This is a genomic window from Oxynema mangrovii CENA135 (assembly GCF_016632315.1).
In the GTDB taxonomy this organism is placed as follows: domain Bacteria; phylum Cyanobacteriota; class Cyanobacteriia; order Cyanobacteriales; family Laspinemataceae; genus Oxynema; species Oxynema aestuarii.
In genome coordinates, this window is the sequence record NZ_JAEOXH010000001.1 from 1821708 (window position 1) to 1837345 (window position 15638).

16 protein-coding genes are annotated in these 15638 nt (G+C 53.5%); 6 read left to right on the forward strand and 10 right to left on the reverse strand.

Features of this window, described 5'->3' with window-relative positions; translation table 11 throughout:
* Positions 1–63: 63 nt before the first annotated feature.
* A complete protein-coding gene (locus tag JJD41_RS07225) occupies positions 64–1323 on the reverse strand; it encodes a serine hydrolase (protein ID WP_200665333.1) in 1260 nt (419 codons plus the stop codon).
* 164 nt (positions 1324–1487) lie between these two features.
* On the reverse strand, positions 1488–2519 hold the full coding sequence (locus JJD41_RS07230) for an amino acid ABC transporter substrate-binding protein (protein WP_200665334.1): 1032 nt from the start codon (positions 2517–2519) through the stop codon (positions 1488–1490).
* Between the two features lie 150 nt (positions 2520–2669).
* Between JJD41_RS07230 and radC the strand changes: the two genes are divergently transcribed.
* Both radC and JJD41_RS07240 read left to right on the forward strand, forming a co-directional pair.
* Complete coding sequence (radC, locus tag JJD41_RS07235) at positions 2670–3401, forward strand: RadC family protein (protein WP_168569413.1); 732 nt, start codon at positions 2670–2672, stop codon at positions 3399–3401.
* Positions 3402–3440: 39 nt separating this feature from the next.
* Positions 3441–4424, forward strand: a complete 984-nt coding sequence (locus tag JJD41_RS07240; RefSeq protein ID WP_200665335.1) for a pentapeptide repeat-containing protein — start codon at positions 3441–3443, stop codon at positions 4422–4424.
* 59 nt (positions 4425–4483) lie between these two features.
* On the opposite strand, the gene JJD41_RS07245 is transcribed toward JJD41_RS07240, so the two are convergent.
* Complete coding sequence (locus tag JJD41_RS07245) at positions 4484–5992, reverse strand: proton extrusion protein PcxA (protein WP_200665336.1); 1509 nt, start codon at positions 5990–5992, stop codon at positions 4484–4486.
* Between the two features lie 9 nt (positions 5993–6001).
* On the opposite strand from JJD41_RS07245, the gene JJD41_RS07250 reads away from it, so the two are divergent.
* The gene (locus JJD41_RS07250) at positions 6002–6220 is read left to right on the forward strand and encodes a hypothetical protein (RefSeq protein ID WP_200665337.1); all 219 of its coding nucleotides are present in this window, start codon (positions 6002–6004) and stop codon (positions 6218–6220) included.
* Between the two features lie 76 nt (positions 6221–6296).
* Positions 6297–8504, forward strand: coding sequence for a recombinase family protein (locus JJD41_RS07255; RefSeq protein ID WP_200665338.1), 2208 nt, complete (start codon positions 6297–6299; stop codon positions 8502–8504).
* A gap of 51 nt (positions 8505–8555) precedes the next feature.
* Here the strand turns inward: JJD41_RS07255 and JJD41_RS07260 are convergent, their stop codons facing one another.
* The gene (locus JJD41_RS07260) at positions 8556–9182 is read right to left on the reverse strand and encodes a hypothetical protein (protein WP_200665339.1); all 627 of its coding nucleotides are present in this window, start codon (positions 9180–9182) and stop codon (positions 8556–8558) included.
* A gap of 116 nt (positions 9183–9298) precedes the next feature.
* Here JJD41_RS07260 and rpsD point away from each other — a divergent pair, with 116 nt between their 5' ends.
* On the forward strand, positions 9299–9907 hold the full coding sequence (rpsD, locus tag JJD41_RS07265; protein WP_200665340.1) for a 30S ribosomal protein S4: 609 nt from the start codon (positions 9299–9301) through the stop codon (positions 9905–9907).
* A 202-nt stretch (positions 9908–10109) separates the two neighbouring features.
* On the opposite strand, the gene moaA is transcribed toward rpsD, so the two are convergent.
* From moaA to hpsL, 3 genes are all read right to left on the reverse strand, one after another.
* On the reverse strand, positions 10110–11099 hold the full coding sequence (gene moaA / locus JJD41_RS07270; protein WP_200665341.1) for a GTP 3',8-cyclase MoaA: 990 nt from the start codon (positions 11097–11099) through the stop codon (positions 10110–10112).
* Between the two features lie 133 nt (positions 11100–11232).
* Positions 11233–11820 (reverse strand): Npun_F5749 family FMN-dependent PPOX-type flavoprotein, encoded by a 588-nt coding sequence (locus JJD41_RS07275; RefSeq protein WP_200667142.1) that lies wholly within the window; start codon positions 11818–11820, stop codon positions 11233–11235.
* Between the two features lie 64 nt (positions 11821–11884).
* Positions 11885–13525 carry a hormogonium polysaccharide biosynthesis protein HpsL gene (gene hpsL, locus JJD41_RS07280; RefSeq protein WP_200665342.1) on the reverse strand — a complete coding sequence of 547 codons (1641 nt, stop codon included), beginning with the start codon at positions 13523–13525 and terminating at the stop codon, positions 11885–11887.
* Between the two features lie 154 nt (positions 13526–13679).
* On the opposite strand from hpsL, the gene JJD41_RS07285 reads away from it, so the two are divergent.
* The gene (locus tag JJD41_RS07285) at positions 13680–14159 is read left to right on the forward strand and encodes a hypothetical protein (protein ID WP_200665343.1); all 480 of its coding nucleotides are present in this window, start codon (positions 13680–13682) and stop codon (positions 14157–14159) included.
* 37 nt (positions 14160–14196) lie between these two features.
* On the opposite strand, the gene JJD41_RS07290 is transcribed toward JJD41_RS07285, so the two are convergent.
* From JJD41_RS07290 to JJD41_RS07295, 3 genes are all read right to left on the reverse strand, one after another.
* Positions 14197–15180 carry a GntR family transcriptional regulator gene (locus JJD41_RS07290; RefSeq protein WP_200665344.1) on the reverse strand — a complete coding sequence of 328 codons (984 nt, stop codon included), beginning with the start codon at positions 15178–15180 and terminating at the stop codon, positions 14197–14199.
* A gap of 117 nt (positions 15181–15297) precedes the next feature.
* Positions 15298–15432 carry a hypothetical protein gene (locus JJD41_RS25240; RefSeq protein WP_255547236.1) on the reverse strand — a complete coding sequence of 45 codons (135 nt, stop codon included), beginning with the start codon at positions 15430–15432 and terminating at the stop codon, positions 15298–15300.
* Entirely contained in the window at positions 15433–15621 is a 189-nt protein-coding gene (locus JJD41_RS07295; protein ID WP_200665345.1) for a hypothetical protein, read from the reverse strand. It lies immediately after the preceding gene.
* Between the last annotated feature and the right edge of the window lie 17 nt (positions 15622–15638).

Here is a 15638-nt window from a genome sequence, read left to right on the forward strand (position 1 = left end):
CAGATCCCCCCCAACCCCCCTTAAGAAGGGGGGAGACTAGCCGAGTCCATTGTTTGAACGACGCTATAACTGCCCGCTTTGGAAAATATATTCCGCCACTTCCGAGATAAACTGGCGGATACTCGGCTCGCTGTAAAAACCATCGTCGATCACCGTGATGATATAGGTTTCGCCGAATAAATTCATCGCCAACGTGGTTCCCAACACTTTAGACGTCTGACCTGTTTTTTCTCCCAACCAGTTACCGAAAGCTCCCTTCAATCCTTCAAAACCGAGGGCGAGATCGTACTGCTTTTCTAAGGCATTGAGAATAATTTCATCGCCGAGATGTTCGCGATTGTACAGGCGCATCATCATGTCCGTGAGTTCGTCGCTGGTAATCGTGTTGCGACGGTTGCCGGGATTGCGCGGGTAAATGCGATCGCCGACGAATTTAGAGTGAACGCGCATGACTTCATAACCGCGATCGGCTAAGACTTGATTGATATAATCCCAGCCGAGATAGTCGATCAATTGGTTGGGGGCGATGTTGCTGCTGTGGGCGATCGTTTCCACCAACAGTTTTTGAATCGGATAAGTTTCCCCGGTGCGAATTTCCGAAGCATCTTCGGTAAAATTGCCGGGATCGACATAAATCGGCGTATCGAAGCGAATATTTTCCCGGGTGAGCTTGTCCATCAACGCCACGACGATCGGCACTTTCATCAAACTCGCGGCGGAGGCGGCGGGTTCGTTGCCGCGCAAGCGCCGACAAATGCCGCTATGGAGGTGACAAATCGTGATTTTGACGCGATCCGACAAGCCGCTATTGCGGGCGATCGGGACGAGAAAATCGGACTTGGCGACTTCTAAAGCGTAGACGATCTGCGCTAAATTTTGGCGATATTCCGGTAGTTTTTGACGGGCGCGATCGCGGTACGGCGTTTCCGGGGGAATTTTTTCGAGTAAGGCGATCGCCTCTTCCCAAAGGTCTTTAATTTCGTAAAGGAGATCGACTTCTTTCAAATCGGATTTGGCTAATTCGGTCGCCCGTTTTCCCCGTTCTAAAGCCCGTTCCCAATAGGGCCGACCCGTCAGTTTTCCCTCAAGTTCAAACTGTTTTTCTTGCAGGGTTTCTGACAATTGCTGATAGGTGACGATCGCGCGATCGCCGACGGGGGCAATTGGGGGTAACGGTGGTGTTTCCGGAACATCCGCAGTGCGATACGCCTTTGGCGTCGCTTCGCGATCGCCCGTTGCCGAAATCTCTGGGGGCTTGGGAGGGGCTTGTGCTTGCGGATCGGGCATCGACATCCCGACCGACAACGCCAAGATACTCGTCAAGGCGATACGTCTTTGGCGTCGCTTCGCGAACGCCACTCGTTTTTTAGGTTGTTTGCCTTCTTTTCTTCTATGTTTGTGCCTATGCACGAACCGCTACCTCACACCATCCACCAAATGTAGCACCGCCATTGTAATCAATCTTGGGGATCGACGACGATCGATTTTCAATCGATTACAGTGAAGGAAATTTGTTTTGAGAAAAGAAAATGAAACCGAAAATAGGGAAGTGGCGATCGCCGTTCCCCGATCGCCATTCTCACCTTTTCTATTGAATCGGGATCGAAGCTCGATCGTTCGATCTTTTCAAAACAACGATCTGCAGTTCCTTCAAAATTGACGATCGACGACCCGTCGAGATCGAGGTTTAAATCCGTCATCATCGACCGAAACCACCGATTCCAAATCCGTTCGTGTTCGGGACTGGCGATCGCGCGATTGACGAAAGCTTTCCACTGCGGATCCTCTGGCGGTAACAGCATCCCGTAAGTTTCGCAAGTCAGTGGAATGTTGGGAATCAGTTGATATTCGTTGGCGGACAACCCCCGGCGGGCCATTTCCCCGATCGCCACGATCCCATCGGTAGCGAAAGCGTCCAAACGTCCGGAAATGACCCCTTCAATGCCTCGACGAATCCCGTAGGATCCCTGAAATACCTTGAGATCCGCTAAAGGATATTCGGTTTGGAGATACGTTTGGGCCGTCGTTCCCCGAATCACCCCGATCGCCTTTCCTTCCAGGTCGGAATCCGGATCGATCGCCCCCTCCCCAGTTTTGACAAAAAACTGCACTCCCGTGACGAAAAAGGGAATCGATACCGCAACCGGACGATCGCGGGTCGCGGCGATCGCGTGAGGACCGCAATCGAGCTGAACGATGCGATCGACCGCTAACTCGAATTCCGGCTGAGAATCGGTGGGAAATAAGCGAACGCCGAGAGGGAGACGGCGATTGAGCGGATCGAGCAACTGACGGCGCAGCAAATCGACAAAATCAATGCAATATCCCGTCAGATCGCCGTCGCTATGACGATAGCCAAAGGGAACCAGATCCGATCGCACGCCGAGGTCGATAACTCCGGTTTCGGCGATCGTCTCTAAAACCGAGAGTCCTCGGACCGCCCGAACGCCGAAAACTGCCAACAGACAAGGGACGAGCAGACCCGCGACCGCCCACCTTCGTAGCAGCAGGCGGCTCATTGCGCCTCAACCGCCACCCCGGGGACGGGCGATCGTCTCGCTGGCGTATAGGATGCGCCGTTGACTCTCAAGATACTTGACTTTCTCCTACACTTTGTATGATTTAATGGGAGGATCGCCACTTTATCGAGCCATTGAGTCGGGTAGCCGATGACCTACAGCCTCAGAATAGCCGATTTACCCAAAAACGAGCGACCTCGGGAGCGACTGATCCACCACGGTCCCCAAAGCTTGAGTACCGCCGAGCTGATCGCCATTTTACTAGGGACGGGTCAAGGCCCGGGAAAGCTTTCGGCAGTCGGTTTAGGTCAGCATGTCTTACACAAACTTGGCGAAAACGAGCGCGACCCCTTAGCGGTTTTACGCGAGATCCCCATTCAGGAGTTAATGCAAATTCCCGGGATCGGTCCGGCGAAAGCGACAACCGTACTGGCGGCGATCGAATTAGGAAAACGGGTTTTTTACGCTCAAACGACAGAAAGCAAAGTGATTGACAGCCCCGACGCCGCCGCCGCCATCCTCAGTCACCAGTTAATGTGGCAATCTCAAGAAAAATTTGCCGTGTTGTTCCTCGATGTCAAGAATCGCTTACTCGGCAATAAAGTACTGACCGTGGGAACGGCGACGGAAACCTTAGCCCATCCGCGCGATATTTTTCGGGAAGTGCTGCGTCACGGCGCCACCCGGGCGATCGTTGCCCACAACCACCCCTCCGGCCATCTCGAACCGAGTCCCGAGGACATCGAACTCACCCGCCAGCTACTCAAAGCCGCACAATTGTTACAAGTTCCGTTATTAGATCATCTCATTCTCGGCAATGGTAACGCTCAGAGCCTGCGCCAACTGACCGAATTATGGCAAGACTATCCCCAAGCGGAGTAATATCGGGATTCGAGCCAAAATCTAAAATCTAAAATCCAAATGAACGGCAACCTTCTGGATTTTTCAACCTTCAAATTCCCTCAACTGTTCGGCGTTGCACTGATAGCGGCGTCCTGGATAGGGTCTCCCGCGCAAGCCGTCGATCCCAACCATCTCGATCGCTTATTAAAAGATAATGAATGTCGCGGTTGTGACTTGATTGGAGCCAAATTACAAGGAGCCGATCTCGAACGGGCCGATTTATTAGGGGCCGACTTGCGCGGGGCCGAACTGGCGGGGGCCAATCTCATGCACGCCGATTTGCGCGGCGCTAATTTGCGATGGGCCGATCTGTCCGGCGCCAATCTCTCGGAAGCGCGCATGGTTCAACCCCATCCGGAGGATGTCGGTCGCGATACCCTTGCTGGGGTCGAACCGGGTCAGGTCGTTTCTCATCTCAACGCGGCGGACTTGCGCGATGCGACCCTCAAGGGAACGGTGTTTTATCGTACCAATCTTTCCGGGGCCAATTTAGTGCGCGCCGATTTGTCGGAAGCGAATTTGACTCAGGCGAATTTATCCCTGGCGAATTTAACGGAAACGAATTTACAAAGTGCCAATTTGCGCGGGGCGAATTTAGTCCGCAGCAAGCTCAATCGGGCGATGATGGAGTTTGCGGATTTGAGTTTTACCGATTTGAGTGGGGCATTATTAATTGATGCGAATTTGCGGCGGGCCAATTTACGCGGGGCGGAGTTATTGCAGGTGGATCCTTTTCGCGGACAGTGCGATCGCCCGGGATGCGAAGCGATGCCGACCTATCTCGATGCTGCGGATTTGTCCGGGGCAGATTTACGCGGCGCCCGCTTAAAAGGGGCAGTGTTACGTCAAACCAATTTAAGCGGGGCCAATCTCTACGGGGCCGATTTGACCGATGCGATTTTGACCGAGGCTAATCTTCAAGAGGCGTATTTGAGAAATACAAAACTCGTGGATGCGGATTTAACGGGAACGATTATGCCGGATGGAATTACGAATCGGTAATGCGCTAAGTTTTCGCTGGGAAGCGCGCAAGAGGAGTACGCCACTGGGGGGTAAAACGGTTATTCATTCATATTGCGATAGGTCGCCACGGCGGAAGGTGAAATACGGTTGAGATATCGGAAAATCCAATACTTGAAGACCGTATCTAAAATAACGGGGAAGGTGGCAATAAATAAGAAGATAAATTCTCGACTTTCCGGTAAGCCTAAATGGCGAGAAATTCCTTCTAAAATCACTTCCCAACCGTGGGGGGAGTGAAATCCGACGAAGATATCGGTAAACAGAATAATAATGAAGGCTTTGGCGCTGTCGCTGAGTCCGTAAACCAGATCGTCGATGAAGGATTTGAGAATTTCAATTTCGCGTTTGCTGGTGTAAATCACCATCCCAAAAGCGACGAAGGAAAAAATATCGGCAAAAATGTTTTGAATGGCGTCAGCACTTCTTTTGCTATATTGTTCGGCAATTTCCAAAACTTTATGTTTGACCTTGTCCTCGATTTCCTCTTCCGATAAGGGATGTAAGGTATTTTTGAAGTTTAATTCTTCGTTGGTGTCTTCGGAGAGGTGTTCGAGTTCTTTGGCAATTAGATTTTTAAATTCTAATTTTTCTTTATACCGATGCAGTTCGACGAAGGCTTCCTCTTCCATATCGACGTTAATAAAAATTTCGCCGTTTCCGCCGACGACGCGATCGTAAATGGGGCCGACGATGAAGTTTTTAGAAACTTGTTGGGTGAGGAGGGGAATCAGAATAATGAGCAGAATAAACTTGAGGGAAATAACCGTTTTTGTTTTAGAACTGCGAAATTCTTGGACGACTTCTTCTTCTGCTTTCGGGTCTAATTCCCGTTTGACGCGATCGAGGGTTCTCAAGATCGATCGCGGTAAAAAGCTGGTTTGATTGGAAATAGGCCCTAGATCTTTGGTGGTATCTTCGGCAATTCGCGGGCGTGTTTTGTTGGGGAGATTGGTATTATTATTGGCATTAGTATTGGCCAACGATCGCCCTTCCGGCGAAGTATCGATCGCGTAGGGATTGCTCGTTCTCGCAAGACCCTGAGACGCCGACGGGGCGGACGAATCCGATGGTTTTACCGTCGGCGGTTTCGCGATCTTGGCGCCGGGTTTTTCCGCAGGACGGGCGCCTTCGTAGCGTTGGAGAACGCGATCGATAAAGTTCAGTTTATCTAAAATTAAAACGGCTTCTTCGCCGAGTTCTTCCGAATTGAGATAATAGCCGTCATGAGTTTCGCCAATTTTGGATTGCGGATCGATGGTTTGCTGTAAAATATCCAAAAAAGAACGGCTATTTCTAAATTCTGCGAGCCGAACTTTGATAATTCCTAAATTGCGCTGCAGTTCGGAAGTGAAATAGGAGGAAACACTTTCGCCTGTTTCGTTAACGTCGGGGACAATCGCATTACCGTGGAAATGTTTTTTTTCGATTTCCTCAATTTTGAGGGCGGCGCGATAGGCCAGATCTAGGGAGCGGTTGGGGGTTCCATAAAACCATTGACGGATTGATTTTAAGTATCCGGGCTTTTTACTTGCTTTGTGTTTTTTCATCGATCGAGTGTGTGGGATGAATCTACGAATTTCTACAAGATTCACTCGCGCGATCGCTCGGAAAAAAATAAAATCCGGGAAGATTTCAACGGCGCGATCGCCCCGTCTATCCCTCATCCCGATCGCAGGCTTTTACTTTATTTTCTTCCATTAGGGCGCGAATGGAAGCCCTCGACGATCGCGCCGACCGGGCGATCGTCACCCCCTCTATTTAACTCTAAACTCTAAACTAGATTAGAGAAAAGTCGCTGAAAAATAAACCCAGCATAATTCGTAATATCTTAGCAAAGTCGCTGAAAAATAGATGGTATTTTTAGACTCAGTTTGGATTGAGGGAGCCAGTCGCACGGGCAGAACGACGCGGTTGCTCGATCGCCTCTGCGAACAGATCGACGATCGCGAGGCGACCGACGACGGACGACGCCGCGATCGCCAAAGTGGATCCCCCGGATTGTTGGTCATGTCTGCCACCAGTAGCGATCGCCGCGACCTGCGCGATCGCCTCGGCGCCCGGATGAGAGCGCGCGGGGCCTATCCCGCCTACGCGATCGACACCACCACCCCCCTCGGCTTTTTCCGCCGCGAAGTCCTCTTATTTTGGCCCTTACTCGTCAAAACCCTCCACCTGTCCGCCCACTTCCCCTTACACGTCCGACCGGAAACCGAACAAGAGCTCGCCACGGCCCTGTGGCGCCGGGCCTTAGACGAAGGCAAATTGCGCCAAGAACGCACCAGCGAGTATCGCCTCGTGCGGCGGATCCTCGACTTATTCCAACTCGCCGCCGCCAGTGGTCTTCCCTACGAAGACATCCCCCAATTGCTGCAAGACGGCTTCGGTTTAGATGACGACTTACCCTTCTTGTGGGAATCGATGGGGGACTGTCTGCATCAATGGCGTCAGTGGTGCTTGGAACGGGGTTTGTTAACCTACGCTCTGATGACCGAACTCTACTGGCGGCATTTACTGCCCGATCCGGTGTATCGAGACCGCCTGACCCGGCGCTATCGGGCCGTCTTCGCCGACGATACCGACGAATACCCCGCCATTACCCGAGATTTATTCGAAATCCTGCTCGATGCGGGAGCAGTCGGCACCTTTACTTACAATCCCCAAGGGGGTATCCGCTCCGGGTTGGGCGCCGATCCCGAGGCCCTGCAGCGATTGGGCAGTAAATGCCGCCAGCACGAGCAATTGGATCGCCCCAGTGGCTTGCGCGAAAGCTTTGTCCCGAGTGCGTTGCAACTGCTCGACAATCCCGCCAGCTACGCCCGTCCCCCGGGCATGGAATTTCAAGCCCTGCCCTTTGCGGCGATCCAAACCTCCTCCCGCGCCCAACTGCTGCGCGCGACTGGAGAAGAAATCGCCGCCGCCGTCCGCCAGGGTCAAGTCAAACCCGGGGAGATCGCCATCATCGCCCCCGGTTTGGATGCGATCGCCCGTTACACCCTGATGGATCACCTCAGCAAACACGAGATCCCGGTCGATTCGCTCAACGAACAGCGTCCCCTGGTCAGTTCGCCCACGATCCGCGCCTTGCTGACCCTGCTCGCCTTGGTCTATCCCGGTTTGGGTCATTTTCTCGATCGCGATAGCGTCGCCGAAATGCTCGTGATTCTGTCGCGATCGCCCGAGAACGACATCGAGATCGTCGGCGCCCCCCGGTCCTGGCCGGGTCGCGAAGAATTGCCGATTCCCCCGGCTTCGGCGATCGACCTCGTGCGCGCCGGACTGATCGTAGATCACTGTTACGCCCCCGCCACGGAACGTCCGCGTCTGTTACCCGTCAACGTTTTTCCCCGGTGGGACCGCCTCGGCTATCGAGCCACCCAAGCTTACGAAAGGATCGTGGACTGGATCGAAGGGCAACGAAAGCAGGTTGAGGAGGAGCGAATCGACAGTGCCAGCATCTTGCTCGATCGCGCGATCGCCCAATTTATTTGGCACGGCAGCCAACTGCCCCATCGGGAAATCTCCGCCCTGCGCGAACTCCTCGAAACCGCCCGCCACTACTGGGATGTCGATCGCCGCTTACAGCAGTGCGATCGTCGCCAAGACCCGGAATACGTCACCGTCGGCGAATTGATCAAACTCCTGCGCCAGGGAACCATTTCCGCCAAGCCCTTTCCCGTCGATTCCCCGGATCCCGGGGAAGGAGCCGTCACCGTGGCTACAATTTTCCAATACCGCTCGGCGCGACTGCAGCATCGGTGGCATTTCTGGCTCGATATCGGTTCGCCCCTGTGGCTGCAAGGGGGTGCTGCCACCTTATTCGCCGCCCCCTTGTTTTTGCGCGATCGCCCCCGCCAACCGTGGAGCGAAACCGAGCAACTCGACACCGACGAAGAGCGCTTGCAACGCATTCTCAACGATTTACTCGCCCGAGTCGGCGATCGCCTGATCCTCTGTCACAGCGACCTCGCCACCAACGGTCAAGAACAAAATGGACCGCTTTTATCCTTACTCTCCGGTTGGGTAGAAAGCGATCGCGCCACCTGCAAACCGTATTTTTAAACCGGGCGAGATCACGGCGCGATCGCCCCTGCACCCCCCATTCATGTCGATCTAAGTTGAGGGTAAATTGGGTTCGTTACGCGGCGGTTCCACCGGAGTGCCGTCCCCGGGGATAAACGTCGGGTCGAAATCCCGGATGCGATCGCCCGCATCGATGCAAAACCCCATCGCCTGAGTCGAAACTAAATCCAACTCATTTTTTAACCCGACCACGCACTGCGAAAACTGTTGCGGTAAAAGACTGCGACGGCAAAAATCCAAAATTGCCGGGGCGTCTCCCTCCGGCGAACCGTCGGCAATATCCACCACGCAGGTCGCCAACTCAGCCGGACGACGCACCCGCACGCACGCTTCTAAAGCATCGGTCGCCACCACGTCGGTTTGCGTTTCGATCTCGGTCACGCAAGTTGCCAGATCTTCCGGATGCAGCACCCGCGCGCACGCCGTCGCCACCCGTTCCGGGGGAAGATTGGCATCGAGTAACGCCGTGGCGCAGTCTTGATAATCGTTCGTTTTTTCGCCGAAAGCGGCGGCTGGCGCGACCCAGGAGAGCCAAGAGACGCTCAACGGCAACAACCCAACCAGTAAAAGCGGGCGGTAGCGACGGTCTGCGCCAGTTAATCCTCGGGGAAAAGACCGCAAGAAACGGCGATCGCCCGAGTTGTTCAGATCTTGCATAAGTCCTCGCAAAAATTTCAGCCCATCCAATTTATTTAACCATTTGAAATTCAGTATATTAAAGATCTATACTGGAGAGTCTGGGTTTATTTTAGGAACGTAAACGAGGAAGCTACATGTCACGATATCGAGGCCCACGCCTGAGAATTGTACGACGTCTCGGCGAACTGCCGGGTTTGAGCCGCAAAAACCCCAAGCGCGCTTATCCCCCCGGTCAACACGGTCAAGGTCGTCGCAAGCGTTCGGAATATGCGATCCGCTTGGAAGAAAAACAAAAACTACGGTTTAACTACGGCCTCAACGAACGCCAACTGCTGCGCTACGTCCGCAAAGCTCGCCGGGTGACGGGTTCCACCGGACAAGTTCTGTTGCAGCTTCTCGAAATGCGTCTCGATAACACCGTATTTCGTTTGGGCATGGCGCCGACCATCCCCGCCGCGCGCCAATTGGTCAACCACGGTCACATCACCGTCAACGGTAAAGTGCTCAATATTGCCAGTTATAGCTGCCGTCCCGGGGATGTAATCGCCGCGCGCGATCGCGATGCCTCGCGCAACTTGGTCACCGCCAACCTGCAATCTCCCGGCTTGGCGCACCTCCCCAGCCACTTGGAATTTGATAAAAATACCCTCGTCGGTAAGGTGAACGGGATCGTCGAACGGGAATGGGTCGCCTTACAAATCAACGAACTGCTCGTGGTTGAATACTACTCCCGACAAGCTTAATCGGACGGGCGTTACCCGATGGGGTTTCGCTCTAAACTTGGGGTGGCGTCGAATTCGACGGTATGGATGAGTTCGCATTCGGCGATCGCTCTCCCAATTGAGGTTTACAACAACCGTGCTGCTTCTTACCGCGCAGCGCCAGAGCGCTAAATATCGAGCCTCCTGAATCCGTCAGTCAGGGGGCTTTTGATTTTTGGCTCCTTCACCCGCCAATTTGCGACATGGTACGGCGATAACGGCCCGCGTCGGTTCCGTCATCCCGTTGTTTGAAATTGATCTCCGGTTTGATCGCGAGCAGGTCGCCGACGCGATCGCGCAATTGCGATCCCGCCACCCCCTGACGCAACCCTGTTTTTAAATCGATCTGTCCGGTTTCGTTGAGCAGACAAGGACGCAGCCAACCGTCCGCACTCAATCGCATCCGGTTGCAGCGATCGCAAAAACATTCCGACATTTGCGAAATAAACCCCAGGGTACCCTTGGCCCCGGGAATTTGAAACACGTCCGCCGGACCGTTTCCCCGAACCCGACTCTCGACCAAGCCCCAGCGATCGCGAATTTGCTGGCGCAACTGGGCCGACGGAATCCACTGTCGGGTTTGAAATAAATCCGGATTGCCAATCGGCATAAACTCGATAAAACGGACGTGCCAGGCGCGATCGAGACTTAACGCCGCCAAATCCAAAATTTCGCGATCGTTGACCCCCGCAATCACCACCACGTTCAATTTGAGCGGGTCGAACCCCACCTCGTAGGCCGCTTGAATGCCGTCCCAGACCTGTTGCCAGCGCCCCCGTCCCCGATTTCCGGTTAAAAGATCGAAAGTCTCCGGATCGAGGGAATCCAGGCTGATATTGATGCGCCGCAGCCCCGCAGCGTAAAGGTCGCGGGCTTTGGATGCCAGTAAAAAAGCGTTGGTGGTCATCGAGAGGTCTTGGGTTTGCGGTAAGGCGGCGATCGCCCCCACGATCTCCGTCACGTCCGGACGCAAAAGTGGTTCCCCCCCGGTCAGGCGAAAGCGCGTAAATCCGAGGGGGATAAACACTTCGCGAATCAGGGTTAATAATTCGTCCGCCGTCAGTAAATCTTGTTGGAGAAGATAGTCGAGTTCCGCCCCTTCCGGCATACAGTATTGACAGCGAAAATTGCAGCGATCCACCAAACTGATTCGCAAATAATCGATTCGATTCACGAGATCCCCCGTTCAACCCACAACAGATCGCGGCGTCGATCGCCCGGCGACGGTTTTGCCGGATCGCGAGGCGATCGCGCGCCGAATACTGAACACTGTAGCGAATTCCAACACTCCCGGGGGGCGATCTGCGTTACGGGTTGACTTCCCGGACCGACCAGGTACGTTCCCCACGACACTCGTAAATCCAGCGATTTTGGGGATGACCGCGCAACTGGAGCAGATCCACCCGGATCGGTTCGAGCCATAACAAGCAAAAATGTTCTGCGGGAAGGTAGGGATCGGGAATCGGGCGATCGAACGCTTCCGCCTCGGCGAGATCGCCCCCCGGAAACGGCCACAGAAACTGTATCCTCGCACTATCGGACAGTTCTTGCCACGCCATCCGCCGCGCTTCGACCGACGGCGGATCGGTTTCGGTTCCATCGATGCAGTGCAGGTGACCCCTCAGACGAAATTGCTCCCGGGTGACGGGGAAATACCAGCACGCCTCGGCGCGCGGATCGAGCGCGATTTGGCCGATTTTGGCACTGCGATCGTCCGTGACAATTTTGAGGCGATCGCCCCCATCGACAAAGCCGCGAAACACCACCGTCCGATTCGCCGGAAAACCATCGGAACCCACCGTCGCCAACTGTAAAAACCGGGCGTCGGCGCGGCTGCGATTGCGATGTAAGGCGCGCAAAAGGGGCGATTTCCAAGGTGCGATCGCGTCACTCATGCTGTCGATATTGTTCAAACCCTAAAAACTGCAAACCCACTGTTTTTTCACTAAACAACCCCTTTCAAGCGACCTTTTGTAAGGCTTTCCCCTTGCGTTTGACCGGGGGCTCTTCCGCTTCTTGAAGTTTGAGCCGTTCTTGGCGATCGATTTCCGGTAATTTGAGAATGACACCCGCCAGAAACCAATAATACACCGCGACCGGATCCGTATCGAGGGGATACCAATAAGGGTTGTAGCCAATAAAGGCGACAAATACCCAAAAGGAAGCGGCGTAACCGCGCAGGTGAAAATCTTTCACCGAACGATAGTTTTTAAAACAAATCCAGGACAAGGTACTGGCGAAAAACAGAAACGAGCCCACTCCTAAAGGTCCGAGTTCGTACATTAATTTGGCATAATACGTCTCGATTAAGGTCGTTTTTCCTAACGGGCGTGCCGAGTTCGTCCCGCGTCCGAGTCCGTTGCCTAAAATACCGTCGTGACCTTTAGACGTAAATTCAGCTTGGTGGGCGATGAATTCAGTGGGTGGCGAAGCATTCCAGCGATCGATCAAACTTTGAACCCGTTCGTTAACCACATCGGGAAAGACGAACATCGAGCCGACGGCAAAGACAGCTAAGGCAATGACAATTGGAACAAATCGTTTGAGGTTTCTAAACTGTCCGGTGACAAACATTAAAATAACGAGCATGGCGGGGACGACTAACATCGCCGCCCGTTGACCGCAAATCACCGAATTAATAAAGACTAAAATTAGGGCAACTATGCTGGAAAGCTGCCAAATTAGGGCGGGATCGTTGAATGCGGAAGCAAAGGAAAAGAACGCGCCGGAAATTAAAAACCAAGCCCAATGCCACGGGGAAACAAAGGTGCCGGGTAAGCGAATAAAACCGACTTGAGGACTAAAAGCGAGGGAGCCACCTACGAGACATTTGGCATTGATATCGGCTTTATATAAAAGAACGCCTTCCATCTCGCGGGTGCCGACACATTGACCCGTTTGGAGTCGCCAATATTGGAGCAGTCCTAACGTACAGCAAATGAGGATAATGACGATATGCGATCGCGTGAAAAAGAGGAATTCTTTTTTGTTGCGAATTAAATAATAAGCACAAGGAATTAAGGGAGCGTAGCCCAACAGGATTTTTATTCCCAAAATTCCCATGAAAATCGGTTGTCCTTTGGGGTTGCCGCTAAATTGTTGGCCGCCGTTGACAAAAACAAGAGTTAACAAACATAAAATCCCGACAATACTTAAGGCGGGTAAAAGTTGTCGGGGAATCAGAATCGGTTTTTTCTGTTTTTTACAGGTCTGCCATAAGGCAATAAAAGCGGGGATAAAAAAGGCATCTTTAGCCACTTGAAACGGAGCCGATCCACCACCGAGCCAATAGGTGATCGTGCCGGAAAAGGGCATGTAAATGAGGAAAAACCAGAGGGCTTGACGGTAATATTTATAAGAGAGGGCGAGACTGAGGATGGCTCCAAAAGCACCGATCGCAGCTTTCGGACCGCCGACGGGGAGTAAGGCTAAACTGACGACGAGGGCGGCACCGGAAAGGGAGCTGCTAAACTGAATGAATTCTTTACGCTCGCGAGATTTCTTTTTTTTGAGGGCGGCGAGTTCTTTTTTACTGAGGGTTGGCGTTTGGGAATCGCTTGATTGGGATGATTTTTTTGATTTAGACTTTTTTTTAAACATGACCGGATTGCCAGTGTGCCGTTAACTCAGTCAGTCGAAAGGAAAAGTTGGAAAGCAAGAATTGAAAAGAACTTTTAGAATAAATCGAAGTCAAATCACTCGTGTGGATGAGTGTTGACCGAACAACGATCGCGATCGCCGGAGGTTGTAAGCGATGGATTGGCAAGAAGAACAAATGGAAGAACGGAAAGCCCCTGCGTTTGAGGAGGTCGAAGTTGCACCCTTACCCCCGTCCGAGCTCAAAGGTTCGCTTGAGTTAGACTCCACGGACGATCGCTATTTACCCGTTCCCGTGGGGGAAACGGGGGAAAATCTCGATTCGATCGCCGATTTATCCCTGCGAGAGTTAATCGCATTAGTGCGCTATGCCAATTTTAGCGATCGCGAACGCCAACCGTCGCGCATTTATGTGGGATTGACGTTTGTGGGAATTAGCGCGTTCCTATTAACTTTGCTGCTGTTAAGTATCGTCACCCTGCATCCAGAATGGGGAGGAGTTGGGGGCCTCAAACATTACTGGTATCAATATATTGCCTTTGTCAGCTTCGGGGTATCCGGAATGATGATGTTGGGACGGGAAGCCATGCGCCCCCCCTTCGAGGCGACGGAGTGCAACCCGGAGGAAAATCCCTAATCCCGACAGGCGGCGTGGCGATTCCCCTCTGAGGAGTTCACTCTAAACCCAATTCCCGTTTGAGCAAGTCGATCGAATCGGCGTGAATGTAGTTTTCCGAAGGAATGACGCGGGGGGGACGAATCAACTCTTCTCGGGCCATCGCGATCGCCGTTTTCACCTTTTCCACACTCGGCGGGTCGCAGACGATCGTGTTCGCGGTTCGCACGATCGCGTTAACTTTGTAGTCGTCTTCTCGCTGGGCCGCCATCACCAAAATTTCCTCGCCGCGCAAACTGTGAGAAATCACTTCGGCGACGCGCAAAATGCCCGCACTCAAGCCGACCAATCCCAAACAGCTATTTTGGGGCAAGCTTTTGACCACTTCAATTTCCTTGCCGTAGTCGTAAATGTCAATGGGTAGGACGCGCACCGATTTGGGAGCGGCGATCGCCTCGGCTTGGGCGATAAAATAACGACTGGTGACGATCGTCCCGGAGGGCGCTTTTTCGAGAACCCCCGCCAATTCTTCTAACGGGACTAACTGCACCGGAATCCCGAGGGCTTGTTCCAACTCTTGGGCCATCAACTGACCCGCGCCGATATCTTGAATCGGGGCCGTGACCAAGACCCGGGCGCTACAGCGCAGACGCCAGTCAATTTCCGTCAGAAAGAATTCGCGCGCCTGATTGAGAGAACATCCCTGTTGGAGGAGTTCGTCGAGACTGCGCTGCACGATTTTGTAAGCTTCGGGATATTTCTGAAAAATCGGCGACGAGAGTTTGCGCGAACTGTCCGGCGTTTGCGATCGCACGTAAATCCCCGAACCCGCTTGGGCCTCGACCAGTCCGAGATCTTCGAGTTGGCGGTAGACTTTACCGATCGTGTTGCGGTGTAACCCAGTTTGCATCGCCAAGGCGCGGGTACTCGGTAATTTATGTCCCGGCGGAAATTGCCGCGAGGCGATCGCAAAGCGCAACTGGTTAAATAACTGGGTAGATGCCGGAATTTCGCTATCTGGCTGGATGTGAAATTGAAGCATGACTCGGACTCCTCGATCGCGATCGTGACCTGCGATTGTTATTGTCCTCGATCCGATGTCTTGGCGCGATCGAGGTCGCTCCCCTGGAGGGTTTCGCCCAAACCCTTTTATAGCATTTTAGGGCGATCGCGGCGATCGAGATCCGGCGAGCTGCACGACGAGGCGATCGCCCTTATCTGTCTTATCTGTCGCCTCGATCCCCAGCGACCCCGTACCGCATCCGGCGCGCCCTGCTCTCACTTGCCATGCCACTCAACGCCCCAACACGGCGATCGGGCAAGAAAGCCCCTCCTCACACCGTCGATCTCCTTTGTGGGGTTGGCGTGCCAGAGGAATCTTCCCTAAAGCTGGTACAGTAATCGGACGAGCAGGCGATCGCTTTTCCGGGATTTGGCGCGTGCGTCGAAGGCGATCGAGCGCCGCCAGGGAAGCCAACGCCATGCTCTGGCTTTTGCCGA

Bases quoted from the DNA above. Each gene is read 5' to 3' on its own strand.
- JJD41_RS07230 (WP_200665334.1), bottom strand. From the start codon at position 2,519: ATGAGCCGCCTGCTGCTACGAAGGTGGGCGGTCGCGGGTCTGCTCGTC.
- radC (WP_168569413.1), top strand. From the start codon at position 2,670: ATGACCTACAGCCTCAGAATAGCCGATTTACCCAAAAACGAGCGACCT.
- JJD41_RS07240 (WP_200665335.1), top strand. From the start codon at position 3,441: ATGAACGGCAACCTTCTGGATTTTTCAACCTTCAAATTCCCTCAACTG.
- JJD41_RS07245 (WP_200665336.1), bottom strand. From the start codon at position 5,992: ATGAAAAAACACAAAGCAAGTAAAAAGCCCGGATACTTAAAATCAATC.
- JJD41_RS07255 (WP_200665338.1), top strand. From the start codon at position 6,297: ATGGTATTTTTAGACTCAGTTTGGATTGAGGGAGCCAGTCGCACGGGC.
- JJD41_RS07260 (WP_200665339.1), bottom strand. From the start codon at position 9,182: ATGCAAGATCTGAACAACTCGGGCGATCGCCGTTTCTTGCGGTCTTTT.
- rpsD (WP_200665340.1), top strand. From the start codon at position 9,299: ATGTCACGATATCGAGGCCCACGCCTGAGAATTGTACGACGTCTCGGC.
- JJD41_RS07275 (WP_200667142.1), bottom strand. From the start codon at position 11,820: ATGAGTGACGCGATCGCACCTTGGAAATCGCCCCTTTTGCGCGCCTTA.
- hpsL (WP_200665342.1), bottom strand. From the start codon at position 13,525: ATGTTTAAAAAAAAGTCTAAATCAAAAAAATCATCCCAATCAAGCGAT.
- JJD41_RS07285 (WP_200665343.1), top strand. From the start codon at position 13,680: ATGGATTGGCAAGAAGAACAAATGGAAGAACGGAAAGCCCCTGCGTTT.
- JJD41_RS07290 (WP_200665344.1), bottom strand. From the start codon at position 15,180: ATGCTTCAATTTCACATCCAGCCAGATAGCGAAATTCCGGCATCTACC.
- JJD41_RS07295 (WP_200665345.1), bottom strand. From the start codon at position 15,621: ATGGCGTTGGCTTCCCTGGCGGCGCTCGATCGCCTTCGACGCACGCGC.